We start from the raw sequence: 26,424 nt of genomic DNA, 5'->3' as shown, positions 1-26,424 counted from the left end.
TACTGAAGGATGGGAGTAGACCATTTATGCAAACTTGGATATTTGCAGGCATTTGTGATAAGAGCGATTTACTCATGTATCTGTGCAAAATTTTAACACATGCGGGGAAGAGAGTGCTCCTAATTGATGCAGCTCTTGCAAGAAAGTATACGCATTGTATTGGTAGATTAGATCCACTGATGTCAATAACAGAATTTGCAGGATTTGACGTAGCAACAGGTTTCGAGCATTACCACGAAGTGGTGCAATACCTCAAGGAAACTGGAGAATTCGAATATGACTATTTCCTGGTTGATACAGAGAAAGAATGGTTTCTAAGTGAAGATGATTGGGATCAGGCAGATGCGAAAGTTTGGGTGAGTAGCTTTGAGGTAGCAGGACTGATGAAAGCGGCTAGCTGGCTCGAAGAACTGTCTACTCGAAAGAAGAATCAAGATAGACGAGCCTTCCATCGAGTGTATTTGAATGTCATAGAGGATTTTACGAACGATGACTATATCGAAAGTTATTTGGGCTGCGCCCAGATCCAGTGGATGGATGAACCTGTTAGAATTCCATGGGACGAAATTTCATTTGCACTCAAGATTGAGAATGAGCACGCTGGAAGACTTCGAATTAAACCACTGTCCAAGCGATACAAAAAAGCACTCATAGAGCTAGTAAAAAGACTAAGCGACATGGAGAATCGTCAGATAAGACGTTCATTCCGACATGCTGAGAGGAGATGGGCATGAAGACGATTGCATTATGGAGCCCTCTGCCAAGTGGGAGTGGTATAACAGCTCTTGGAGCTACATTACCGATAATTTTGGCGTTAGAGTTTAGATTGAAGACGTTATTATTGCATGGCGGAGGTAGTGGGGAACGTGTAGAACAAGCTTTTTCGCTCAGAAAGCATTCCTTAGATAACACATTGGTGACATTTCAAGATCATGGAATGAGTGCAGTCAAACGATTAGCTACAAGCGGTAGGTTGTTGCCTGAGATTTTTCGAGATTATACAGCTTCTATTCTGCCAGATCGAATGGACTTTCTTGAGGGCAGTAAGGAAAGCAATTCTGAATCTAGCGTCAAACATGAAGGGCTGATGAGCCAAATCATTGAAACAGCGATACGAGGATATGATGTCATTGTAGCCGATGCTGGAAATGGTCAGCCCGATGTTATGGATAGAGAAATATTAATGGCAGCGGATTTAATTCTTATTGGAGTGAATCAAAACTTAAGGTCTCTGGAAAAGATTTTGGAGCATGGAGCAATATTTGACTGCTTACAAGGTAAAGAAATAGGTTTTGTAATCGGACGTTATGACACATCCAGTCACTGTACAATTCAAAATCTGAAAAGACGATTCGGTATAAAAGGAATGGTAGAAGGAATTCCTTATTGCTCACAGTTAACAGATGCATGGAATATGCGTTCGGTTCAGAGTTGTATTCAAAGAGGGAGAGGTGGTGGAGAGCGAAAAAGAGAGACTCCGCTTTATTACGCGCTTAGGCATACCGCGCTAGCTTCAGTAGAACGACTCGGGCTTCCTTCTACTGGATACACGGAGAGGGGTGCTTAGATGTTCTCGAATTCACTCTTGAATTCGCTATGGATCGCTTTAATTGTGCTCTTGATTTCTATATTTCTCTATGTTCGGTGGTTGAGTGTGAGAAAAAAATCATTTCATCCGGAACATGGACCAGAGCAATATTCACTACAGGCAATGACTGATTTTGTAAAAGAAACACTTCATCAAATGACTCACAGCCAGTTATCAGATCTTGGATTACATGAAGAGGAATACCGTAGGCGCCTGAGCAAGCGAAGCGAATTACGACGTGCACTGAAGGGGTGTGTGTCAGGAGATGTGCTCGATAAACAATATGTGAAACAGTTTTTGAAAGAATTGTTAGTTAAAAGCTTGAAGTTAAATGAGACGAATATTAACATCTCCATTCCATTCGAGCAGCATGAGGCTTTAACACCTCAGGATCAGTTTGAGATTATCTTACATTTGTACAAGCAGCAGTTTCAAGATCACGCATTAGCTGAATTATTTGAGAGGTATCAATTGTCTAAGCCACGGGTTATCCCTGGATACGGAGAAGATAGCGTTTATGCCATTACGGTAGAAGACATTGCCTATATATATGGTAATGAAATTCGTACGTTAACCTTTCAAGAGAAACTCGATATTGTAGTTCAAAGAATTTATCAACAGTATAAAGGGTTTTCTGTAATTGATGAGATTCGCGATCAACGGATTGATGGAGTTAGTGGTGGGGTCAGTGGGACACTTGGTCATTCCACCACACAGCATTTTCCCATAAAACCCTTATTAGAAAGAAATATAAATGTAGAAACTTCGCTTTCTGAATGCGAAAGTGTGTGGGTTTTTTACAGAGGCATTTCGATTCATATGGGCTTTTTAACATTCGGAAATGTAAGAGAGTTAAAGCGAGTATGCCAGAACATCTATAAATACAATCACCCAGGGCAATTGTCAGAAGCAAGCGGTTATAAGGTAAATGAAATGAAGGATGGGTCACGGGTTGTTGTTGTGCGCCCGCCATTCGCTGAGTCGTGGGCCTTTTTTGTTCGAAAGTTTGATGTCAATAGTACCAGTCTGGAGCAGCTTATAACCGGTAAAGGTGCCGAAATTCCAATTGAACTTCTGAAATATTTGATGAAGGGAAGCCGAATTACAGCGATTACGGGAGCGCAGGGATCAGGGAAGACGACTTTACTCATGGCTATGATCAGACATATCTATGCTTCTTATACGCTACGTGTTCAGGAGATGGCATTCGAGCTTCATTTAAGAAAAATATATAGCAGGCGAAATATATTAAGTTTCCGTGAAACAGACCATATCCGTGGTCAAGACGGATTGGATTTACAGAAAAAGACAGACGGGACAGTTAATATCCTAGGTGAAGTTGCAAGTGATGAAGTTGCCTCTTGGATGATCCAGATGTCTCAAGTTGCGAGTCTATTTACGGTCTTCACCCATCATGCGAAGACATTTAATGATTTAGTCCAATCTCTTCGAAATTCATTGTTAAAGAGCGGAATGTTTCGAAAAGAAGACATCGCTGAACAACAAGTAGTGAGCGTCATTAACTTCGATGTTCATTTGAAGCGAGACTCATTCGGTAATCGATACATTGATAGAATTACAGAATGTGTTCCCTGTGATCGTGAACCCTTTCCGGAATGGCTTCCACCTGACGAGCAGGGTAGAACCATTGATATGGTCAATCAATATATGGAGCTGAGTACGGAGCATTTTCGAAGACAGAACAGACCATCTTCCTATATTTCACGAAACATTGTTGAGTATATAGATGGACGATATGTAGCTGCAGAACCTATAACGACGAGAAGTATAAGAGAGATGGAAGAGCAGATGCAACCACAGGATATTAATGCTTTCAGGACCTTTATCGCGAAGGGATGGGGAGGGTCGGCGTGACTACAAAAGACATACTTATATACATACTCTTCGTATCTTTAATGATATTCGTTGGGCTTTATGGAGCGATGATTATTATTCGAAAGAAGAATGGTCATTTCGAAGATGCTGTGGACCAGCATAATACTCCGATTACAGGGCTCATGAGAGATAAGCATAGACAATGGTTTCAATTTCTTTATATCTATACTTTAAAAGTACCCGTGTTGTCACGATATGTAAGACAAATCAGTAAGAAGCTTTCTATAATTCATCCGTATGATGAAATATCTCTACGATATGAAACAACGAAAATTGTATGTGCTGTAGCTACTGCTGCTGGCTTAACAGCTATTCTGTTAATCTGGATAAGCCCAGGTGTGGGATTTATATTAATCGCTTTGCTTGCCGCTATTGTGATTCATGATCTAATCATCGATATTTTCATGAACAGATTAGAGAAGAAACTCTTGCTTCAATCCATCGAGTTATTCTCCAGTGTGAGGCATCACTATCAACAGCATGGCATGGTGGAAGAAGCGATCTATGAAGGTGCAGAGACGGCTGGTCATGAAATTTCGATTCATGCCCATCGTATTTACAACGCTTTGATCTCTCAAGACCCAGAAGAACAGTTAGAGCGTTATTATGAAACCGCGCCTAATCGATATTTGAAAGCCTTTGCGGGTATATCACATCTAGTCATGGAGTTCGGTGATCATGCGAAGAAGAAAAGCTCAATATTTCTTCAAGGTTTAAGTGGCTTAACGAAGGAAATTCAACTAGAAATATTACGTAGGGATAAACTGGATTACTTGTTAAAGGGACTAAACATTATTGCATTAGCGCCTGTTTTTTTTACGAAGCCGATAGAAAACTGGGCGCGTGGAAGCTTTCCGTCGATGGATGAATTCTATATGAGTAAATTAGGCTATATCACTAAAATATCAATCTATGTTGTCATCATTATTTCGTACACACTCTTACAGAAGTTACAACAAAATAATGAATCCGATTATCGTGCAGGTTTTGATAAGCTGCCATGGGAGGCAAAGCTCTTTAGGTTAAAAATCACAACAGTGCTAGTGAAATTTATGGCTCCAATGCCTGGGACTCCAAAGTATGAATCACGAATCAGATTACTTAAGGAGAGTAACACTCGATTACGTATGGAATGGTTTTACATTCGAAGGCTTGTAATATCACTGATTGTACTGCTAACCGTACTGTCAGCCTGCTTATTTCTACATTACAACGCTAGACATCAACTCCTTTATGCACCAGTTTCACAAATATCACTGTTCGGCAAAATGAGTGCGATTGAGGAGAAAGAAGCACATAACCGGGCTGAAACGGATCGTGAGGCAATGGACAATTTGAATCATTCACCGGAAGTTACAATAGATCAGGTCAAAGAGACGGTGAAGATCGTCGGCGATGGAAAAATGACTCAGGAGCAACTATTGGCGAATGCGGAGCGGGTGCTATACAAGCTTCAGCGCTATAACAACGAATATTTGAAATGGTGGGAAGTCATCTTAGCTGTATTTTTGACGATTGGAGCATACTATTTTCCACTTTGGACACTCCTATTTCACCGGAAGGTCAGAAGTTTGGAAATGAAACATGAGGTGTATCAATTTCAAACGGTCATCTCCATTCTGAGAGGGGTAGAGCGTATATCTGTCGAGGTTATTTTAGAATGGATGAATCGTTTTTCGATGCTATTCAAGGTTCCGATTCAGAAGAGTCTATTACATTATGAGCATGGCGCAGACTTAGCACTACAAGAACTTAAGGAAGATATTTGGTTTCCGGATTTTCAACGTTTGGTGGACAAGTTGTTGCTAGCCGTTGATAAAGTTCCGATTAAAGATGTTTTTGACGATCTGGAAGGGGAAATGGCATTTATATTTGATCAGCGAAAGCAAGAGTATGAACGTATGGTTGAGACCAAAGCAGCATGGGGACGCATGATCGGATTTGCTCCGATGTATGCACTCATCTTTATGTATCTTGTCATTCCATTGATCGGCATGAGTTTTACGCAAATGAATGCTTATTATGAACAAATTCAAAGACTGTAATTAACACTAAATCGTCTCCAGAGTGGGACAAGGAGGATAAGGTATATGAATAATGCATCTTCAGCTCTAAAGGTAGCCGCAGGTATTTTTTTAACCATTGCTTTGATTACGATCGTTGTTATTTTATTTATTTCTGCACAGGAAGCAACCAAGACGGCGCAGAACAATTTTTCGGATATCCAGACAGAGCTCTCTCAAGCCGCTTTTACGGTATATGATAGTACGACGATTAGTGGATCTCAAGTAACCAATGCACTCCGGAAATATAAAGATAAGGATCAATTCGGCATTTTTATTAAGACAGGAAAAAACCCTGCGGGGCAATGGTATGGAAATGTGTTGGATTCAAATGGTTCTGTGGAGCATCCGGATTCCCGCCAAGGCAGTATCACTCAGACATTAAATGAGAAAAGCACCGAGTATGTCAATCCTAGTGGAAAATTTAAAGCTTCAATTGTAAAGGATGATTCAAATGTGATTAGAGGAATTATATTTATTCAGTAAATATAAGTGAGAGGCTATTCATATGCGAGAGCAAACGATAACAATGATCGAATGGTCAGCAGCCATAGCTTTGTTCATGGGAGCCAGCTGGTTCTCCTTTCACATGCAATCTGAAATTGATGCAGGGCTAGAAGCAGCTAACAAAATGGCACAAGAGCAGAACTCGGCCATAACAACAATTGAGATGAGTGGTAGTGTTATGAAGGATACATTTACCTACCAAGGCAGCGAGGTATTGTTTATGCTTCGACAAGTTGAGAAGGGGGAATATGAAATGTCTGTCGATGACGTTGTGTTCTCTCCAGGGGTAAACCCCGAGATATCGGACATTTCTGTCATTGATGTTGATGCAACATACGAAGCACGCTATACCTATACAACCGATGGTAGAATCGTCCGGATTCAGCAATTTAAAGTGAGGTAAAGAAATGGCAAATTCGGTTTCCAAATGGTTTGCGGCATTTCTGTCGGTCCTACTTTTATATATGGTGCCAGCGGGTGAAAGTGCAAGAAGGCAGGATGATTTATCCAGAATTGTCGTATATCAATCTGTGACGAAGTTCGTGGATAGCGTCCGTATGAAAGGATATATAACACCTCAGATGTATCAGGATTTTATGCGTGAGCTGGATGTCACAGGTAATCTGTATGAAGTGGAAATGGAGCATCAGCATAAGAAATATGAACCTGATTATAGTGATCCTGCAGATAACGGTACTTTTCAGGATAGCTATTCTGTCGTGTACGATGCTTACTTCGAGCGTGAAATACTCAACCATCTGTTCCCAGAATCCTCACCACCAGAAGATTATCAAGGCAGAGTTTATAAACTAACAGCAGGGGATTTCCTCCAAGTGAGGGTAAAAAGCCTGAATAAAACGCCATCATTACTGTTGTTTGATGCGCTTACTGGATCAAATTCTGGAGAAAAGTCTGCTATCGTATTCCCGTATGGAGGGATGGTTTTGAATGAAGATTACTGACTTAGCTATTGTATTTACAGCGATTTTCTTTCCATTCTTCATGCTAATCAACATGCATGCACAGAATATGACCGATACTACTTTTGTCGAAATGAAGTATTCTGCAGGATTACGGACGGCTGTTCAAGATGGGGGAGAAATGCTGAATGTGAATGAGATGCAGTCAGAGGAAGCGGGGTATGAATCCTCCAAGCGGTTTCGTGCTGACAAGGATAGAGCGTTAGCTACATTTTCGAAATCATTGTATATCAATATGGGGATCCAGGAAGATCAACAAGCACAATCAGCACTTTGGTGGTACATTCCTGCATTTGTTGTTATTGATTATGATGGTTATTACATATATTCCATGCAATCATATTTAGGTCCCAGTGATGAAATGAATTACCATCATACTTGGAGTCCTAAAATTCCTTATGCCTATTCGGACGGAGATGGGAACAGTATTCACTTTACACTCGATAAGCGGGTCGAAGTATATAATAGCTCCACTAAGACTTGGAATTCGGGTTTACAGGGTGAACTTGTCGGGAGAACAGGCGTACCTCTTCTGGATCAATCAGAGACGTTTGAAGAGATTAGACGAATAACTATCGTCAATACCGTACAGAATGACTTGGCTTATTACATAAAACGTCATAATACGCTAGCTTTAAGAAATGGTATTTCTTATCAGTTCTCCTTGCCTACCATCGATCAAGAAGAATGGGTTAACACCATTAATGATATTGGTCTGATGGCTTTTGTACAGGGAATCCCCATGGGTGATCGTTATTACAATAACTACTCCTATGGTGGGGGTAGGCTAGTAAAGACGCCTGTTTATTATGGTGGTGTTGAAGCAGGTACAGGCAATAAATACGTTTACCGTAATACATGTCCTTTTCCTTATGAAGTTCGTGAAGTTTTTGGCACTCGAAAAGAAGCAGCTGCTTTCGGTTATAGGGAGAAGAGTTGTTATTATGATGCTGGTTAATAATTAAGGTTTCGACTTATATGATGTCTGTGATACAATGAACTCTTGACTGTGATGCTTTTTTTAACATGAATTGAGTTTATTTATATAGACAGGAGTTACCGTAAATATGAGTTTATTGACTGTAGAGAATGTATCCCATAATTTTGGAGACCGGACGTTGTTCAAAGATGTATCCTTTCGTCTTCTTGCAGGTGAACATGTAGGTCTGGTTGGCGCAAACGGTGTTGGTAAATCAACATTAATGAATATCCTTACAGGCCAGCTCTTAAAAGATAGTGGGAAAGTAGAGTGGACACCAAAGGTTCGGTATGGTTATTTAGATCAACATACGAAGTTGACACCAGGAAAGACTATTCGGGATGTTCTGAAGGATGCATTTCTTCCGCTGTTACAACAGGAAGAAGAGATGATAAAGATTACGGAGAAGATGTCTGATGCTACTCCGGAAGAACTTGAAATTTTGCTTGAACAAATGGGTGATATACAAGAACAGCTTGAGATCGGCGACTTTTATTTAATTGATGTGAAAGTTGACGAAATGGCAAATGGACTTGGTCTATCTGTTATTGGTCTCGATCGTGACGTAGCTTCTTTAAGCGGAGGTCAGCGCACCAAGGTTCTACTAGCGAAGCTGCTTCTTGAAAAGCCGACAGTACTTCTATTGGACGAGCCAACGAACTATTTGGACGTTGAACATATTGATTGGCTCACGCAGTATTTGAAGCAGTATCCGTATGCATTTATGCTTATATCACATGATACAGAGTTTATGAATCAGGTGGTTGACGTTATTTATCATCTGGAATTTGCTAAATTAACGCGTTATACGGCGAATTATGAGAAGTTTCTTGAAATGGCGGATTTGAATAAGAATCAGCATATCGAAGCCTATGAGAAACAGCAGGAATTTATCAAAAAGCAAGAGGATTTTATTCAGCGGAATAAAGCCCGCTATTCTACCTCAAGCCGAGCAAAGAGCCGTGAGAAACAACTGGATCGTATGGAACGCATTGATCGACCAGAAGAAGCAGCTAAGCCAGTCTTTAATTTTAAAGAAGCGCGTGCAAGTGGTAAGACTGTCTTTGAAGGTATGGACTTTGAAATCGGTTATGACTATCCGCTATTACCTAAGATGAATATTACCATTGAACGTGGTGAGAAGATTGCAATTGTTGGCTGCAATGGTGTGGGTAAGTCGACCCTTCTAAAGACAATTCTAGGTAAATTGGCCCCATTCAGTGGGAAAACGTATCAAGGTGACTATTTGTTCCCCGCATATTTCGAGCAGGAGGTTCGAGCAGGAAATTTGACGCCTATCGATGATGTATGGAATGAATACTCGCATCTCAATCAACATGAGGTGCGTGCACATTTGGCACGTTGTGGTCTGAAGAACGAACATATCACTCGGCCATTGAAAGCTTTAAGTGGTGGTGAGCAAGCTAAAGTTCGACTTTGCAAACTCCTTATGCGTGAGAGTAACTGGGTTCTGTTTGACGAGCCGACCAATCACTTAGACGTTATTGCCAAAGAAGAGCTTAAGAGAGCATTGAAAGAGTATAAAGGCACTGTGTTGCTGGTTTCTCATGAACCTGACTTTTACGAAGACTGGGTGACGAAGATCTGGAATGTGGAGGATTGGTCTCAGCAATCCTAGATAGGTATGAAAGCCACTCCAATTGGAGTGGTTTTTTTCAAATCGTTGATTGATCGAATGAGGAGAGGAGTGATCGGGATTTTGAAAGAGTATCAGGAAAGTCGTTATTCACGTCAGGAACGTTTTGCACCCTTTGGTGCAAGTGGTCAAGAAGCCATTATGGATCGTCATGTACTTATTGTAGGGGCGGGTGCGCTTGGGAGTGCGGTAGCTGAAACATTAGTCCGAGCTGGTGTTGGTAAAATTACGATTGCAGATCGAGATTATGTGGAGTGGAGTAACCTTCAGCGTCAGCAATTATTTACGGAACAGGATGCAGAAGACCGACTCCCTAAAGCGGAAGCGGCACGTATGCGATTACAATCCATTAATTCAGAAGTGCAGATCGAATCACATATTATGGATGTCAGAGCAGAGGAACTAGCTGATCTCGCTAAATCCTGTGATCTGATCATGGATGCAACAGATAATTTTGATACGCGGCTTATGATTAACGATATTTCACAAAAGCTAAATATTCCTTGGATTTATGGAGGCTGTGTGGGTAGCACCGGTATGTCGTACACCTTTATTCCTGGTCGAACTCCATGTCTTAACTGTTTGCTTGGAACGGTTCCTTTAGGTGGTGATACATGTGACACAGCGGGAATACTCCCTCAGGCAGTGCAGGTGGTAGCAGCGTATCAGACATTAGAAGCAATGAAGCTTCTGTCAGGAAATACGAATATGCTTCGAATGAAACTGATCTCTTTTGATTTGTGGCGAAATGAATCTATCGAGATGAAACTTGATTCTGCTAGAAAGGTTGATTGCCCATCATGTGGAGTAGATCCGATATATCCATATTTGACAACAAGTAACCAGACCAAGAGTGAAGTATTATGTGGTAGAGATACAGTTCAAATCAGACCTGCGCGAAAAATAAAACTAGATCTTCTCATGCTAGCTGACCGTTTAAAAGGTCTTCTTGAAGGAAAGATCTCGCAGAATCCGCATATGGTTATCTTTGAAATGAGTCGTTATCGTTTGGTATTCTTTGCAGACGGGCGCGCATTGGTTCATGGGACCTCGGATCTGATAGAAGCCAAAAATCTGTATTACCGTTATCTAGGTTAATAAATCATGTTGCTGTAGCACATCCATTTCTCTATTGAGGAATGGATGTTTTACATTTGAGGCAATCTAAAGGTTAGTGATATTCAGGCGATCAAGAATATGGTGTCGCTTACCCTAGAAGTGAAAGAGGGGGGCCCTTTGGAAGAACCAGTCCTATTAGCAATTTCGGAAACTGTTGCGGTAAGTCGATTACGAAGTATACTCGAATCGTCTGGCTACGCTGTCCATTCTGCGGATCATCTATCTCAGGCGATTATACTTTTCCAGCAAGTGAACTTTGTAATGATTATTGTGGATAGTAATTTATCTGGGATGCATGATTTTGATTTTGTACGCAGAATACACAAGAGCGAACACAGGATACCAGTAATGGTTTTGGGTCATGATGGATCTGTCGAAGCAGCAGCAGCTCTAGAGGCAGGGGCAAACGACTACATTTCTGAACAGATAGATGAACGTGAATTGTTAGCAAGGGTTAATAATCTTCTATTCTTATTTAACTATGGAAAAGAACGGAAAAATCAGAAAATAGAGCTTCGGGATTTAAGGATAGAACCTCTAAGTAGGCAAGTTTTTAGAGAAGATCAACCCATCGAACTGACTCAGCGTGAATATGATCTTCTATTATATTTATCCAAAAGGGCCAATCAAGTATGTTCTAGGGAAGAAATATTGAGCCATGTGTGGGATTATGACTTCCATACAGGTACAAATGTAGTAGATGTATACATTTTGCATTTGCGTGAAAAGATTGATAAGGGTAGGAAGTGGAAAATGATTCGGACAGTTCGTGGTGCAGGGTATATGCTTAAAACATCTGATCCAACATAATGAACAAGAGTATTTTTTATATTATAAAAGTATTCGCTGAGCGCGTGGCTCACTGTAACAATAAAACAAGCTGACTCCTGTTATTACAGGAGTCAGCTTGGAATTAAGTTATATACTAAAGTACACGACGTGCTTTCAGATAAGTTTTTTTCCAAGTGCCAGAATTTAGGTTGGAAATCGTTACCCCAGGTTTGCCATAAGTGTGAAGGATTTTACCGTTTCCTGCATAAACCGCTACGTGAGTTACATTTTTACCGTTAGCACGGCTACCGCTTGAGAAGAACACCATGTCGCCTGGTTTGAGGTTAGCTTTGGAAACAGCTACGCCTACTTTGGATTGTTGTGCAGCAGTACGGGGTAAGTTTACACCATACTTTTTAAAGATATGTTTCATGAAAGAGGAGCAGTCAAATACTTTTGTTGTGCTTGTGGAAGCTCCGAATTTATATGGTGTTCCCATGTATTTTTTACCGAAGTTTACAACTTGTTGACCTTTGGTTGTTGCATATGAACTGGAGCTGGAAGTTGCAGCGTCTGCCTGTGATGCAGGGGATACTGCTAATAGTGTTCCAAGTCCCATTGCTGCACTGATGCTGATAATTGCGGCTTTCTTAATCAAAGTCTGTTTATTCATGATGTATGACCTCCAAGAATTTTGTTTTTGTCTCTCGCTTGAACCGAGTATAACAGATTCATATACTTCCTAAATTATGGTAAAAGCAATGAAACCTATGGTGGTCAAGGACTGAAAGCGTATTATTAAAAAACCATTAAAAGTTACAAAAGAGTAACAAATTGATCTGGTCTTGTTTTAATAACAACAAAAAACCCTTGATAAACAAGGGTTTTTTGTTGTTATTAACTTATAGATGAAAATAACAAAAAAGTAACAATCATTGATCTTTACTCTGAATGATGAGTAGTAATCCACCTTCTACCGATACAGTTCCCCGACGACCAGAGAGGCGGTTACTGATCCCTAAGGACTGTCCAATCTTCAGTGTTGCTTGATGAAGTGGGTATTGAAAGCCTTCCAGATCGATACCCGTTACCTCAGGTGTGAGGGGGAGGAGAGAAACGTAAGTAAATCCTTGGTCTTCAACTTCGCAAGTTGATCCCGTTAGTGTAATGAAATTATGTTCGTCCAGAATCGAACAATGAACATGGTGCTGAACCCCTCGGAGCAACATATGTATGTTAGCTAGTGTGTGATCTATTCGTGTACCAGTTCCACCAAGTATAAGAATTTCAGAAGCATCACGCTCAATTGCGACGTCGAAGGCGAGTTCAGTGTCGGTTAAGTTTTTGTCGATTGGATCACATTTTACGGTTTCCTTGCTCTTGGAAGTGACCAATTCTAGTTGTTCCGCAGAGATAGAGTCAAAATCACCTACAGATATATGAGGCGAAATTCCGTTTTCTATTAAAAAGAGAGCTCCGCGATCTGCACCTATAATATAATCATTCTCTTGAATTATATCTAATATTTGCAAGGATAAATTCCCGCCAGTAAAGATTAAAGCGCGTTTATTCGCCACATTAATTCCTCCCACATGTAAAGCTTGTCATTTTATATCAGTATAGATCAGTTTTTGTGCTTGCACAATTTCGTTACACACGGATAAAATGAGGGTATCAAATGATGCGAAGCGGGGGAAAGACATTTTGGACATGCACGTGTTTGAATTGTTAAGCATTATAGGTACGGTAGCCTTTGCCATGTCCGGAGCTTTCGTTGCCATGGAAGAAGAGTATGATATCCTGGGTATACTGGTGTTGGGTCTTGTTACTGCCTTTGGTGGAGGCGTCGTTCGGAATGTTCTAATAGGTGTTCCGGTTACAACATTATGGGGGCAGGGAGATTTAATATTACTCGCTATCATCTCTGTGTTTGTCGCATTTGTTCTTCCTATTGGATGGATTAAACATTGGAAAAGAACGGAGGCCTTTTTTGATGCGATTGGCTTGTCGGCTTTTGCAGTGCAGGGTGGTATTTATGCTTCACAAATGAATCACCCACTCATTGCAGTAATTGTTGCAGCAGCCTTAACTGGTATTGGAGGCGGGGTCATTCGGGATTTATTAGCTGGGCGTAAGCCTTTGGTGCTTCGTGATGAGATCTATGCCGTGTGGGCAATGGCAGCTGGTGCGGTTATTGGGCTCGGAATTAGCAATTCGACTTGGAAGCTGTTAGGGTTATTTGTAATTGTTGTTGTGTTCAGAATGCTTTCGGTTCATTATAAGTGGCGTTTACCAAGACGTTCACTTGGAGAAAGCAGTGCCTCAATTAACGTAGAAAAGAACCTGCCTTTATAAGTTTTGTTTTTCGTATCATATTGCTTGTAGGAAAGGAATGATTGCAGATGATATCCGTTCTATTTGTATGTCTCGGTAATATATGTCGCTCTCCCATGGCTGAAGCTGTGATGAGATCCAAAATATCACAAAGAGGTTTAAGTGATAAGATATCAGTAGATTCTGCCGGTACAGGAGATTGGCATATTGGGAAAACACCGCATGAAGGAACACGTAAACTTCTCGATGACTTCCGTATAAGTTACGAAGGAATGAGAGCTAGACAGGTGGAGAGTCGCGATTTTTCTCATTTTGATTATATCGTAGCTATGGATGACTCAAATGCTTCCAATCTTCGTAAAGTCCCTGGTGGGGAAGAGGCAGAGATCGTAAAGCTTATGGACCTTCTTCCAAACGAGAAATTGCGCGAGGTGCCAGATCCGTATTTTACAGGTAACTTTGAAGAGGTTTATCGACTGATTGATACAGGTTGTGATGTACTGCTGGACAGGATCGTAAAAGAAAAGTTATAATGGGCACTGACAAGCGGATCACAAGTGCCGCTTTTCTTTTTCGACACAATGTAAGCGCGTGCAGAAATTGACGGGTGATATAAAAAAGATGAACAAAGCACATTCCATAAAAAATGCGCGCTTGTTCATCTTTTTTTGCAAGTGATTCATTAAGACTGGAAGAAGTACATAAGAGCTGCTGGAAGTTCCTTTTGCCAAAATCCCCATAGATGGCGTCCGTCTTTTTCTTCGTAATGAACTGTGGCGCCGCGTTCTTCAAACAGTTTTTTGGCAGAGCGATTAAGTTCTACGAAATTATAAACACCCGTATCCGTCGTATAGCTGTCCTCCTGCAAGCCAACAATCATGAAGATGTTAAGCCAGGACAAGTCTGTCTCCAGCGCGATGATATGTTGGGATTGGTCGTAGAACGCACCGGACATGCAGATGATTCTTGTGAATAACTCAGGATAACGTAGAGCTAGATGAACCGAGACACTACCACCTAGGGAATCTCCAGCTAGTACTCTTTCTGATGGATCTCTGCGTACGGGATATTTCTGCTCGATGTAGGGAATAATTTCTTCGGCGAAGCATGCCAGATAAGCATCGAATCGATTTCCAAATGGAGCATACTCTTCTGTGCGGACTTTGGTATCTACTTCAACGCCAACAATGATGAAAGGTTCAATCCCTTCTTCTAATATAAGTTGGTTAGCCCAAGTAGCAATTCGTCCGAAGTTGAAAAACTCTTCTCCGTCCTGGCAGTACACCACAGGATAACTAAGAATTTCGTTATAACCAGGAGGGAGATAGATCCGAAGAGTTCGATTCTCCTTTAGGTGGCTGCTAAGTATTTCCTCTTTAACTATGGTTCGTTTTAACAAGCGGGCATCTGTCATCATTCGTCACCTTTCGATGGGTAGTTTTGAAAAGCTTCTAACAATAAGTTAAGATTAATCTGTTGTCCTAAAGATACTGCTGTGCTGTTATGTTTGTCACACTGTTATACAAATTGCTTAAACCTGTTATACATACAAAAACAAAAAAATATGAAATTTAATGAGGTATTTCTTTGACGTTTGGAGTAAAACAGGTGTATAATAATTCTATAACAGCGGAACTTGATATTCAAATATTTATTGAGGTGAAGAAAATGACCAAGGTTCCTTACGAAGTATATACCGAGGAAGTCGATACACTATCCGTACTTTCCCCGGACGGCGAAATCATTAACAAAGATCTTATGCCGAAGTTAACTGATGATCAATTGAAAGAAATTATGTATCGCATGGTATTTACACGTACCTGGGACGATCGTGCCGTTAATCTCGGCCGTCAAGGACGTCTCGGTTTTTATGCTCCAGTATCGGGTCAAGAAGCAACGATGGTTGGTAGTGAATTTGCTTTAGAAAAAGAAGACTTTGTATGTCCGGGTTACCGTGACATGCCACAAATTGTTTGGCACGGCCTTCCGCTATATCAAGCATTCTTGTACTCCCGTGGACATCAACACGGTGGTCAAATTCCTGACGGTGTAAATGTATTGATGCCGCAAATCATCATCGGTGCTCAAATTCTGCATGCGATGGGTATTGCTATGGCTTATAAACTTAAGAAACAAAAGCAAGTTGTTATCACTTACACTGGTGATGGCGGTTCGTCAGAAGGTGACTTCTACGAAGGTCTGAACTATGCAGGTGTATACAAGCTTCCAGTTATCTTCTTTGTACAAAACAACGGGTATGCGATCACAACTCCATTCTCGAAACAAACAGCGGCTCTTTCCATCGCCCACAAAGCAGTAGCAGCGGGTATTAAAGGTGTGAAAGTAGACGGTATGGACGTTCTTGCTGTTATCAAAGCAGTTCAAGATGCTGCTGAACGCGGACGTAACGGAGAAGGTGCAACATTGATCGAAGCTGTAACTTATCGTTTCCGTCCACACTCCTTGTCCGATGATGCTACAAAGTATCGTTCTAAAGAAGAAGAGGGTCAATGGAACGAGAAAGATCCAATTGCTCGTCTTGCGAAATATCTTGAGAAAAAAGGACTATGGACAGAAGAAGATACTGCTCGCATTAAAGACGAAGCGAAAGCTAAAGTCAACGAGCAAATTAAGAAAGCTGAGCAAACTGAAAAAATGACTATTCCTGGTCTGATTGACAGTATGTTCGAGCAAACACCTAAACATCTTGAAGAGCAAAAAGCCGATTTCCAATAAAAATCGGTTCCTTTTTGCCGCGGTGAAGAGCGACGGGCTTTCCTTCCGGGAAGTTCCTTCTTCACAGTGGATCTAGTATGAATAAGGGTTGCTTTCGATTAATGATACGGTATAACAGCCAAGCATATGTGATCTGTAATGTCTAAGGAGGAAATGAAGCAATGGCACAAATGAACATGAAAGAAGCGATTCGTGACGCAATGCGCGTTGAATTGAACCGTGATCCAAACGTCCTCATCTTTGGTGAAGACGTAGGTAATGTCGGCGGTGTCTTCCGGGTAACTGAAGGCCTGCAAAAAGAATTCGGTGAAGAGCGTGTATTCGATACACCGCTAGCTGAATCTGCAATCGGTGGTATGGCTGTTGGTCTTGGTATCCAAGGGTTCCGTCCAATCGCTGAAATTCAATTTGTTGGATTTATTTTTGAAGCACTTGACCAAATCGTTGTTCAAGCTGCTCGTATGCGTTACCGTTCTGGCGGCAAGTACAACTCTCCAATCGTATTCCGTACACCTTTTGGTGGTGGCGTAAAAGCGGCTGAGTTGCACACGGATTCCCTGGAAGGTTTAATTGCACAAAGTCCGGGTATTAAAGTGGTAGTTCCATCTAACCCTTACGATGCTAAAGGTTTGCTGATCTCTGCAATTCGTGATAATGATCCAGTATTCTTTATGGAACATTTGAACTTGTACCATGCTTTCCGTGCGGAAGTACCGGAAGGTGAGTACACTGTAGAACTTGGTAAAGCTAACGTTGTTCGTGAAGGTTCTGACGTGACTATCATCGCTTATGGCCTGATGGTTCATACGGCAACTAAAGCAGCTGATGAGCTTGAGAAGAACGGTATTAAAGCAGAAGTCATCGATTTGCGTACGATCTCACCGATCGATATCGATACAATTGTTGAGTCTGTTAAGAAAACTAACCGTGCGATCGTTGTTCAAGAGGCTCAAAAATCTTCAGGTGTTGCTGCAGAAGTTATTGCACAAATTAACGAAAAAGCGATTCTTCACTTGGAAGCACCTGTGCTTCGTGTATCTGCACCGGATACGATTTATGCATATGCACAAATTGAGGACGCTTGGTTGCCAACTCCTGCTCGCATCGTAGCAGCAGTTAATAAAGTAATGGAATTTTAAATAGCTGTACATCTAATTGCAGTACATTTCTAGGGAGGTTTTACAGTTGGCAAAATTTGAATATCGTTTTCCAGAGCTGGGTGAAGGTTTGCATGAAGGTGAAATCATCAAAATGCATATCAAACCGGGCGACAAAGTAACAGACGACGACATCATCATGGAAGTACAAAACGACAAGGCAGTCGTGGAAGTTCCTTGTCCCGTTAACGGTACGGTTCAAGAAGTTTTTGCCAAAGATGGTCAAGTATGCCGCGTAGGTGAAGTGGTTGCGATCATCGATGCAGAAGGCGACATCCCTGAACAGGAAGGTCACGCTGAAGAGCAATCTGCTCAAGAAGCTGACGCAGCTAAAGGTAGTGCGGATACACAATCTTCCCCTGCAGCAAACGCTCCTGCGGATGCTAAAGACGGCGAAGCAAATGGTTCTGCTCCTGCAGCACCTAACAAAGATGTACTTGCAACTCCAAGTGTACGCAAATTTGCTCGTGAGCAAGGCGTAGACATTGCACAAGTACAAGGTAGTGGTAATAACGGTAAGGTTACTCGTGAAGATGTGGAAGCATTCAAGAACGGTGGAGGTCAAGCAGCAGCACCTGAAGCTCAAGGAACTACTGAGTCTAAAGAAGCAGCACCTGCAGCAACTTCCGCAGCGGTTGATACTCGTGCAGAAGAAGAGCGCGTACCTTTCAAAGGTATTCGTAAAGCGATCTCCAATGCAATGGTTAAATCGGCATACACAGCACCTCACGTTACAATCATGGACGAAGTGGATGTTACCGAGTTGGTTGCATTCCGTACTCGCATGAAGCCTATCGCTGAGAAAAAAGGAACAAAAGTTACTTATCTTCCATTCATCGTTAAAGCACTCGTTGCGGCTTGCCGTCAATTCCCTGCTTTGAACGCTATGATCGATGAAGAGAATAACGAAATTGTCTACAAAAAATACTACAATATCGGTATTGCAACAGATACAGACAACGGTCTGATCGTTCCAGTTATCAAAGATGCTGATCGTAAGAGCATCTGGATGATCGCTGACAGCATTCGTGATCTCGCAGGACGTGGACGCGATGGTAAACTGAGCGCGAACGAAATGAGAGGCAGCACGATCTCGATCACAAACATCGGTTCTGCTGGCGGTATGTTCTTTACTCCAATCATCAACTTCCCTGAAGTTGCAATCTTGGGTACAGGCCGTATTTCCGAAAAAGCGGTTGTTAAAAACGGTGAAATCGTGGCAGCTCCAGTAATGGCACTGTCCCTAAGCTTTGACCACCGTATTATTGACGGAGCAACAGCTCAAAACTTTATGAATTACATTAAACAGCTGCTCGTTAACCCTGAGCTGCTTGTTATGGAGGTGTAACATATGGTAGTAGGAGACGCTTCTCTTGATATCGACACGTTAGTCATTGGTGCAGGTCCTGGTGGATATGTGGCAGCCATTCGTGCTGCACAGCTAGGTCAGAAAGTTCTGATTGTAGATAAATCTGAAGTTGGTGGCGTATGTTTGAACCGTGGTTGTATTCCTTCCAAGGCTCTAATCTCTGCTGCTCACTCCTTTGAGTCTGCTAAGCACGCTGAAGCTTTTGGTGTTAAAGTTGGCGAAGTATCTGTTGACTTTGCAAAAACCCAAGAGTTCAAGAACGGTGTAGTTAAAAAATTGACTGGCGGCGTTGGTGCACTTTTGAAAGGCAACAAAGTTGAGATTTTCAACGGTGAATGCATGTTCATTAATGAGAACGAAGCTCGTGTCTTCAATGAGCATGAATCCCCACGTTACCGTTTCAAGAACTGTATCATCGCGACAGGTTCCCGCCCGATCGAACTCAAAGCTTTCCCGTTTGGCGGACGTATTCTGTCCTCCACAGAAGCTTTGGAACTGCAAGAGCTTCCTAAGAGCCTTGTTGTAATCGGTGGCGGCTACATCGGCGCTGAGCTTGGCCAAATGTTCTCCAAATTCGGTACTCAAGTAACTATCATTGAAGGTATGGATTCCATCTTGAATGGTTTCGATCCTGACATGACAAAACTTGTAGCTAAGAACATGCAGAAGTCCGGTGTTGAAATCGTGACGAATGCAAAAGCTGAAAGTGCAGAACAAACGGATAAAGACGTAACTGTTAAATATTCCGTGAATGGCGAAGCTAAAGAAATCACTGCGGATTACTTGCTTGTAACTGTTGGACGTCGTCCTAACACAGATGGCGAGCTTGGTCTTGATCTGATCAACGTTGAGATGACTGATCGCGGTCTAATCAAAGTTGACCACCAAGGACGTACGAACCACCCGCATATCTTTGCGATTGGTGATATCGTTCCAGGTCCTGCTCTGGCACACAAAGCATCTTACGAAGGTAAAGTTGCTGCTGAAGCAATCTCCGGACTTCCATCTGTTGTAGATTACAAAGTAGTACCTGCTGTTGCATTTACAGATCCTGAGTGCTCGAGTGTGGGTATGACCGAAGCTCAAGCGAAAGAACAAGGTTACAAAGCGAAATCAGCTAAGTTCCCATTCGCTGGTAACGGCCGTGCATTGTCACTGAACAGCCCTGATGGTTTCGTGAAGATCGTAGCTGACGAAGAAACAGGTCTTGTACTTGGTGCACACATTGCTGGTATCGAAGCTTCCAACCTGATTGCCGAAATCGGTCTTGCGATCGAAATGGGAGCAACATTGGAAGATATCGCTCTTACAATCCATGCTCACCCAACACTTGGTGAAATCGTGGCTGAAGGTGCTGAGCTTGTTCTCGGTCATCCAATCCATGTGATGGCACCTCGTAAATAATAACAATTTACGATAATGACCGATATCGGTTATTTCAAGAGACTGTTCATGCTGGTCTAATAAGACCGGTGTTGAGCAGTCTCTTTTCGTTGTGTTTTCGGTAAGAAAATGATCGCTTTTTTAATCATGCTTCGTGAATACGGGTGTGGTACACTATTAGTTGATAACTAGAAATAATAAAGGTGGGTTTTACGTTGAAAAATTACTTGGAGTTACTACAAGATATATTGGACAATGGGATTGAAAAAGGAGATAGAACAGGTACTGGTACCACGTCTGTATTCGGACGCCAGCTCCGGTTCGATCTATCCAAGGGATTTCCACTCGTAACCACAAAACGGATACACTTGAAATCGGTAGTACATGAACTCCTTTGGTTCCTAAGTGGAGAGACGAACATCCGTTATTTGAAGGAAAATGGAGTTCGGATCTGGGATGAATGGGCAGATGAGAATGGGGATTTAGGCCCGGTTTACGGCTCGCAATGGCGCGCATGGGAGACACCTGAGGGTAAACATATCGATCAGATTGCGAACGTAATTGAATCGATTAAGCTTAACCCAGATTCAAGACGTCACATCGTCAGTGCATGGAATGTTGCAGAAATAGATAATATGAAGCTGCCACCATGTCACTTCGTGTTTCAATTCTACGTTGCAGGTGGGAAGCTCTCCTGTATGCTTACAATGCGCTCTGTAGACTCTTTCCTTGGGTTGCCTTTCAATATAGCTAGCTATGCGCTTCTGACGCATATGGTGGCACAGCAGTGCGATTTAGAGGTAGGAGAATTCATATGGTCAGGTGGGGATGTTCATATCTACTCTAATCATATGGAGCAAGTTAAGACGCAATTAGAACGCGAGCCTTACCCTTTGCCGGAGCTTGTGATTAAGAGAAAACCAGATAGTATCTTTGATTATACCTTTGATGATTTCGAGTTTAAGGATTATCAGCATCACCCAACGATCAAGGCGATTGTAGCAGTCTAATCTGTCATAAAACGCCTCAGAATTAACGGATAGTCATGGGGAAGGAGAGATAAATATGAGTATATCGATGATATGGGCAATGGGACAAGACCAGGTGATTGGACTTAATGGCACAATGCCTTGGCGTCTCCCTCGGGACATGGCTTTTTTCAGAGAAATGACGTTGAACAAAACGATCTTAATGGGTCGAAAAACGTGGGAGTCTTTTGGAAGCAAACCTCTGCCACAGCGTAAAAATGTTGTATTGACAAGGGATGAGGAATTCACTTTAACTCCAGAGCAAGGTATCGTTATTCACCATCTTGAGGATGGAGTGAAGCTGGCCCATGATGGTGAGTTGATGGTCATCGGTGGATCACAGATTTATGAACAGATGCTTCCTTATGCTGACAAACTTATTGTAACTTTCATTGATTCTGCGTTTGAAGGCGATACGTTCTTTCCAGAAGTGAACTGGGAGGATTGGACAGTAACCGATGAGGTTCAGGGAATTACGGATGAGAAAAATCCGTATTCGTATCGTTTTGTAACATACGAGCGTAAACAATAAACGATATTTTCTTCCATCCGTTTTCATTTTAACTTTGTTCTTCTTAGTAGAATAGTACAAATGATTGTGCAGATAATCCATTTAACAGAGGAAATGACAAATGCTACGATGTTTTTACATTAGAGAAGACATTGAGCGCGAAATCACAGTGTACAAGCGGTGATAAAAGTTTTTCTTAACCTGAATAGAAAAAATGAATCAGGTTGATGGCCATTTTTGGCCCCTGGAATGGATAGTAATCTTATGTTTTATGATATGATGAAAAGTACAATCATACATGTTATTCAGCACGAAGAGAACGGATGGGGGAAAATTGTATGTCAACACCAACAGGATTTATGGAATACGAGCGCCAGCTTCCGGCTGATCGGGATCCCGCTGAGCGCATTAAAGACTGGGAAGAATTTCATAAGCATCTAGCAGAGGAAGAGCTCCAGACGCAAGGAGCGCGTTGCATGGATTGTGGAACGCCATACTGCCATACAGGCATAGATATGATCGGTGGTACTTCAGGGTGTCCAGTACACAATTTGATTCCAGAGTGGAATAATCTTGTGTATCGTGGGTTATGGAGAGAGGCGCTTGAACGCTTGCACAAGACGAATAACTTTCCGGAGTTTACTGGACGCGTATGTCCTGCACCATGTGAAGGCTCTTGTACGGTAGGTCTGATTGGGCAGCCGGTGACGATTAAAAGTATTGAACAAGCCATCATTGATCGAGGCTTTGAAGAAGGCTGGGTTGTTCCTCAGCCACCAGAGAAGCGAACAGGTCGAAAGGTTGCTGTCGTTGGGTCAGGACCTGCAGGACTAGCAGCAGCAGCCCAACTTAACAAAGCTGGGCACTCGGTGACTGTGTATGAGCGGTCTGATCGAGTAGGCGGTCTGCTTACTTATGGTATACCGTCTATGAAGCTTGACAAAGCTGTAGTTCAGCGTCGCGTAGATCTACTGATTGCTGAAGGTGTTGAGTTTATTGTCAATACCGAGATTGGGAAAGACATACCTGCGAAGAATCTGGTAGATCAATACGATGCAGTAGTGCTGTGTGGCGGGGCTACAAAGCCGCGTGAGTTTAATATTGAAGGTAGCGAATTGAAAGGTGTTCATTACGCGATGGACTACCTAAACGGAACGATTAAGAGCTATCTTGATTCCGGTCTTGAAGATGGTAATTACTTGTCTGCTAAGGATAAGGATGTCATTGTTATTGGTGGCGGGGATACGGGTTCGGACTGTGTTGCTACAGCACTTCGTCATGGGTGCAGCAGTATTACTCAGTTCGGCACACATAAGCAAGCTCCACTAGAGCGGGACTCTATATCCAATCCATGGCCGCAATTTCCAAACGTATACACACTAGATTATGCTCATGAGGAAGCTAAAGCATTGTTCGGACAGGACCCTCGTGAGTTCTCTATCATGACAACTAAATTTGTTGGTGATAATGAAGGGAACCTAAAGGAACTGCATACGATTCAAATTGAGCGGATTGTAGATGAAACAGGTCGAAAAGTTTATCAGCCTATACCTGGTACTGAGAAGGTCTTTCCTGCACAGCTTGCGTTGATTGCTATCGGATTTGATGGACCTGAGCAGACTCTTCTGGAACAATTGGGTCTTGAAAGTGATCGTCGTACCAATGTAAAAGCACCTTATGGAAAATATACGACTAATGTGGATAAAGTGTTTGCTGCTGGAGATATGCGCCGTGGTCAAAGCTTAGTCGTATGGGCAATCAATGAAGGACGGGAAGTGGCTCGTGAAGTTGATAAGTACCTGATGGGCAGTACCGTTTTAGTTTAATCCGATCTCAACCTATGTTATAATTAAATATCATTGTTCATAAGGACTTCGCTGGGGCGGAGTCCTTTTTTGGAGTCCATATGGGAGATCCACTTGTGGTTTTCTATTCTGGATTACACGGGAAGGAGAGGTTACGTGAAGACGCTGGTCATTGCCGAAAAACCGGACATGGGGCGAAATATCGCTGCGGTGATCGAACCTCGGGCCAAGAATAACCGGTCCTACTTAGAAGGAGAACAGTACATTATTACATGGGCGATCGGTCATCTGGTTGGTCTCGCGGAACCTGATGCATATGATCCGAAGTATAAGCGTTGGAACATAAGGGATTTACCGATTATTCCAGAGCAATTTCGAATTGTGCCAAATCCGAAGACAAAAGATCAGCTCAAAGTTATTGGTGATGTGGCCAAGCGCTGCGATCAGATTGTAAATGCCTGTGATGCAGGGAGAGAGGGGCAATATATCTTTGCCTTAATACAGCAGCAACTGAAGCTGCATCAACCTGTAAAGCGACTCTGGATATCGGATTTGACACCAGAGAGCATTTTACAGGGGTTTGCACAGCTAAAGGATGGTTCTGAGTTCGAAGCTCTTACATTAGCTGCTCGCGCACGAAGTGAAGCGGATTGGCTAATAGGTATGAATGCTTCGCGCGCATTTACAACTCGTCATCAGACACTTCTATCTGTAGGGAGAGTTCAGACTCCTGTTCTTGCACTGATATATGACCGTCAGAAAGAAATTGAAGCATTTGAATCGCAGACATTTTTCGATGTCAAAGCTACATTTCGCCAAGAGTCACTTGAATATGTTGGCACATGGCAAGGGGAACGGTTAACATCTCAGGAGAAGTCTGACGAGATTGCTGCCAAGGTGAGAGGGAAGAACGGATCTATATCCAAGTATGAGGTTAAGGAGACGAAAGAACATCCGTTTAAACTCTACGACTTGACTTTGCTTCAACGTGAGGCTAATGCGAAGTACGGTTATTCTGCCAAGAAAACGTTGGATATCGCACAGGGATTGTACGAAAAGCATAAAGTGATTTCGTACCCGCGTACGAACTCCAACTATGTGAATGAGCAAAATATTGAAGGTATGCATAAAGCTTTGAACATGCTGAAATCAACTTCCTACAAATCAATGGCAGAAGGCGCTGATCCAAGCCGGGTGCATAAGAACAACAAGTCAGTCTGCAACCCGGAGAGGGTAGAAGATCACCACGCTATTTTGCCAACATTGAAGCGACCGGGCACATTAAGCAAGGAAGAACAAAATATTTATGAACTGATCATCATTCGATTTTTATCCCACTTCTATCCACCTGCGATGTACAAGCAGCATACGGTGCTTACTGAAGTAGAGGGAGAGACGTTTAAGACGAACATCAAAGAGCTTTTGTCACTGGGCTGGAAAGTTTTGATTCAGCAAGATAAAGATCGAAAGTCCTCCAAGTCCACAGGGAAAAAAGGTAAAGATGATGAAGAAGAGGAATCGCAAGAGTGGAATGATCGATCGTTTGATGTTCAAGCGGACAAGCCCGTTCAATGTACGAAAAGTGAAGTTAAAGAAAAGGCAACACAACCGCCCAAGAGCTATACCGAGGGTACATTGCTTAAAGCAATGGAGAGCGCCGGTAAGAGTATGGAGGATGAAGAGCTACGTGACGTCATGAAGGATAGTGGACTTGGAACGCCAGCTACTCGAGCGGCTACGATCGAGCGGCTTAAGAATGTTGGTTATATTACGATGCAGGGCAAGAGGATCACCGTTACGCAAAAAGGGAGGACAGCTATAGAGCTTATCAGACACGCAGGAGTAGAGCTCTTGGCTTCACCCGAAATGACAGGACAATGGGAACGACGGCTCCACCAAATATCGAAGGGGGAAGCTTCTGCGGATGTGTTTATGAAAAATGTGCAGAAGTTTACCATTTCCATCATCGATAAGGTATCCACGCAGCGTCCTGCACCTCCATCTATGTTTGGCGATACCGAAGATGCAAAAGGGAAGAATGGGCGCAGTTCCACACGTGGTCGTGGGACCGGGTCGGCTAGCGCAAGTAAACCATCTTCTCGATCTGCTGCAAAAAGTAACGGAGTAACTTCAGCTAAAACCGTTGCTTCAGATCGTCCTACTGCACCCGCAGGTATTCGTGTTCCACTTGGTGAATGTCCTGTTGCAGGCTGTGGAGGTCAGATTATTGAAGGAAGAAAAGGTTATGGTTGTTCTCATTTCAAGTCAGGGTGTAAATTCGTCATATGGAAAGAATTTGCGGGCAAAAGTATTTCACAATCCATGTTGAAATCACTGCTTACGAACGGGAAGACACAGCTCCTGACGTTCAAAGACAAGAGTGGAGGAGCTTTTAAAGCTCGAATCGTGCTTAATGAATCAGGCAGCGGTCAACTAACCGTTGAACGAGAGGGTTCAGGTTCAGCAATTTAAACGATACACATATGTTTCAACAACATAAGAAGAGCAATGCAAGGATGTAGTTTCCATGCATTGCTCTGT

24 protein-coding genes are annotated in these 26,424 nt (G+C 42.4%); 21 read left to right on the top strand and 3 right to left on the bottom strand.

The window, feature by feature from the left end; translation table 11 throughout:
- Positions 1-26: 26 nt before the first annotated feature.
- The 11 genes from AC3WJJ_RS03205 to AC3WJJ_RS03155 all read left to right on the top strand — a co-directional run bounded on the left by AC3WJJ_RS03205 (position 27) and on the right by AC3WJJ_RS03155 (position 11,599).
- Positions 27-734 carry a hypothetical protein gene (locus AC3WJJ_RS03205; protein WP_492537954.1) on the top strand — a complete coding sequence of 236 codons (708 nt, stop codon included), beginning with the start codon at positions 27-29 and terminating at the stop codon, positions 732-734.
- Complete coding sequence (locus AC3WJJ_RS03200) at positions 731-1,567, top strand: CpaE/TadZ family protein (protein WP_492537952.1); 837 nt, start codon at positions 731-733, stop codon at positions 1,565-1,567. Before AC3WJJ_RS03205 ends, AC3WJJ_RS03200 begins: the two co-directional genes overlap by 4 nt.
- Positions 1,568-3,463 (top strand): pilus assembly protein CpaF, encoded by a 1,896-nt coding sequence (locus tag AC3WJJ_RS03195; RefSeq protein WP_492537950.1) that lies wholly within the window; start codon positions 1,568-1,570, stop codon positions 3,461-3,463. It begins immediately after the preceding gene.
- A complete protein-coding gene (locus AC3WJJ_RS03190) occupies positions 3,460-5,529 on the top strand; it encodes a hypothetical protein (RefSeq protein WP_492537948.1) in 2,070 nt (689 codons plus the stop codon). Before AC3WJJ_RS03195 ends, AC3WJJ_RS03190 begins: the two co-directional genes overlap by 4 nt.
- A gap of 45 nt (positions 5,530-5,574) precedes the next feature.
- Positions 5,575-6,033, top strand: coding sequence for an ABC transporter permease (locus AC3WJJ_RS03185; protein WP_492537946.1), 459 nt, complete (start codon positions 5,575-5,577; stop codon positions 6,031-6,033).
- 22 nt (positions 6,034-6,055) lie between these two features.
- The gene (locus AC3WJJ_RS03180) at positions 6,056-6,457 is read left to right on the top strand and encodes a hypothetical protein (protein ID WP_492537944.1); all 402 of its coding nucleotides are present in this window, start codon (positions 6,056-6,058) and stop codon (positions 6,455-6,457) included.
- 4 nt (positions 6,458-6,461) lie between these two features.
- Positions 6,462-7,016 carry a hypothetical protein gene (locus AC3WJJ_RS03175; RefSeq protein ID WP_422661025.1) on the top strand — a complete coding sequence of 185 codons (555 nt, stop codon included), beginning with the start codon at positions 6,462-6,464 and terminating at the stop codon, positions 7,014-7,016.
- The gene (locus tag AC3WJJ_RS03170; protein ID WP_492537942.1) at positions 7,003-7,992 is read left to right on the top strand and encodes a hypothetical protein; all 990 of its coding nucleotides are present in this window, start codon (positions 7,003-7,005) and stop codon (positions 7,990-7,992) included. The genes AC3WJJ_RS03175 and AC3WJJ_RS03170 overlap by 14 nt, the downstream gene beginning before the upstream one ends.
- Before the next feature lie 109 nt (positions 7,993-8,101).
- Positions 8,102-9,652, top strand: coding sequence for an ABC-F family ATP-binding cassette domain-containing protein (locus tag AC3WJJ_RS03165; RefSeq protein ID WP_492537940.1), 1,551 nt, complete (start codon positions 8,102-8,104; stop codon positions 9,650-9,652).
- A gap of 57 nt (positions 9,653-9,709) precedes the next feature.
- Complete coding sequence (locus AC3WJJ_RS03160) at positions 9,710-10,768, top strand: ThiF family adenylyltransferase (protein WP_492537938.1); 1,059 nt, start codon at positions 9,710-9,712, stop codon at positions 10,766-10,768.
- A 138-nt stretch (positions 10,769-10,906) separates the two neighbouring features.
- Positions 10,907-11,599: a response regulator transcription factor gene (locus AC3WJJ_RS03155; protein ID WP_492537936.1), complete on the top strand. Its 693-nt coding sequence runs from the start codon at positions 10,907-10,909 to the stop codon at positions 11,597-11,599.
- Positions 11,600-11,714: 115 nt separating this feature from the next.
- Here AC3WJJ_RS03155 and AC3WJJ_RS03150 read toward each other — a convergent pair whose 3' ends face one another.
- Entirely contained in the window at positions 11,715-12,233 is a 519-nt protein-coding gene (locus tag AC3WJJ_RS03150) for a C40 family peptidase (RefSeq protein ID WP_422661030.1), read from the bottom strand.
- 259 nt (positions 12,234-12,492) lie between these two features.
- Complete coding sequence (locus AC3WJJ_RS03145) at positions 12,493-13,137, bottom strand: thiamine diphosphokinase (protein ID WP_492537933.1); 645 nt, start codon at positions 13,135-13,137, stop codon at positions 12,493-12,495.
- A 133-nt stretch (positions 13,138-13,270) separates the two neighbouring features.
- On the opposite strand from AC3WJJ_RS03145, the gene AC3WJJ_RS03140 reads away from it, so the two are divergent.
- On the top strand, positions 13,271-13,915 hold the full coding sequence (locus AC3WJJ_RS03140) for a trimeric intracellular cation channel family protein (RefSeq protein WP_492537932.1): 645 nt from the start codon (positions 13,271-13,273) through the stop codon (positions 13,913-13,915).
- A gap of 47 nt (positions 13,916-13,962) precedes the next feature.
- Entirely contained in the window at positions 13,963-14,427 is a 465-nt protein-coding gene (locus AC3WJJ_RS03135; protein WP_422661032.1) for a low molecular weight protein-tyrosine-phosphatase, read from the top strand.
- Positions 14,428-14,576: 149 nt separating this feature from the next.
- On the opposite strand, the gene AC3WJJ_RS03130 is transcribed toward AC3WJJ_RS03135, so the two are convergent.
- Positions 14,577-15,308, bottom strand: coding sequence for an alpha/beta hydrolase (locus AC3WJJ_RS03130; protein WP_492537929.1), 732 nt, complete (start codon positions 15,306-15,308; stop codon positions 14,577-14,579).
- Positions 15,309-15,562: 254 nt separating this feature from the next.
- Here AC3WJJ_RS03130 and pdhA point away from each other — a divergent pair, with 254 nt between their 5' ends.
- From pdhA to AC3WJJ_RS03090, 8 genes are all read left to right on the top strand, one after another.
- A complete protein-coding gene (gene pdhA / locus AC3WJJ_RS03125) occupies positions 15,563-16,630 on the top strand; it encodes a pyruvate dehydrogenase (acetyl-transferring) E1 component subunit alpha (RefSeq protein WP_492539567.1) in 1,068 nt (355 codons plus the stop codon).
- Between the two features lie 161 nt (positions 16,631-16,791).
- Entirely contained in the window at positions 16,792-17,769 is a 978-nt protein-coding gene (locus tag AC3WJJ_RS03120; RefSeq protein WP_492537927.1) for an alpha-ketoacid dehydrogenase subunit beta, read from the top strand.
- Positions 17,770-17,815: 46 nt separating this feature from the next.
- The gene (locus AC3WJJ_RS03115) at positions 17,816-19,135 is read left to right on the top strand and encodes a dihydrolipoamide acetyltransferase family protein (protein WP_492537925.1); all 1,320 of its coding nucleotides are present in this window, start codon (positions 17,816-17,818) and stop codon (positions 19,133-19,135) included.
- A gap of 3 nt (positions 19,136-19,138) precedes the next feature.
- Positions 19,139-20,560: a dihydrolipoyl dehydrogenase gene (lpdA, locus tag AC3WJJ_RS03110; protein ID WP_422661036.1), complete on the top strand. Its 1,422-nt coding sequence runs from the start codon at positions 19,139-19,141 to the stop codon at positions 20,558-20,560.
- A 194-nt stretch (positions 20,561-20,754) separates the two neighbouring features.
- Complete coding sequence (gene thyA / locus AC3WJJ_RS03105; protein WP_492537923.1) at positions 20,755-21,549, top strand: thymidylate synthase; 795 nt, start codon at positions 20,755-20,757, stop codon at positions 21,547-21,549.
- Between the two features lie 55 nt (positions 21,550-21,604).
- Positions 21,605-22,099 (top strand): dihydrofolate reductase, encoded by a 495-nt coding sequence (locus AC3WJJ_RS03100; protein WP_492537921.1) that lies wholly within the window; start codon positions 21,605-21,607, stop codon positions 22,097-22,099.
- A gap of 317 nt (positions 22,100-22,416) precedes the next feature.
- Positions 22,417-23,904 carry a glutamate synthase subunit beta gene (locus tag AC3WJJ_RS03095; protein WP_492537918.1) on the top strand — a complete coding sequence of 496 codons (1,488 nt, stop codon included), beginning with the start codon at positions 22,417-22,419 and terminating at the stop codon, positions 23,902-23,904.
- A gap of 135 nt (positions 23,905-24,039) precedes the next feature.
- Entirely contained in the window at positions 24,040-26,355 is a 2,316-nt protein-coding gene (locus AC3WJJ_RS03090) for a type IA DNA topoisomerase (protein ID WP_492537916.1), read from the top strand.
- The last annotated feature ends 69 nt before the right edge of the window (positions 26,356-26,424 follow it).

This window comes from Paenibacillus sp. FW507-14B1B, from assembly GCF_058781425.1.
This window is presented reverse-complemented; position numbering and strand designations above follow the sequence as displayed.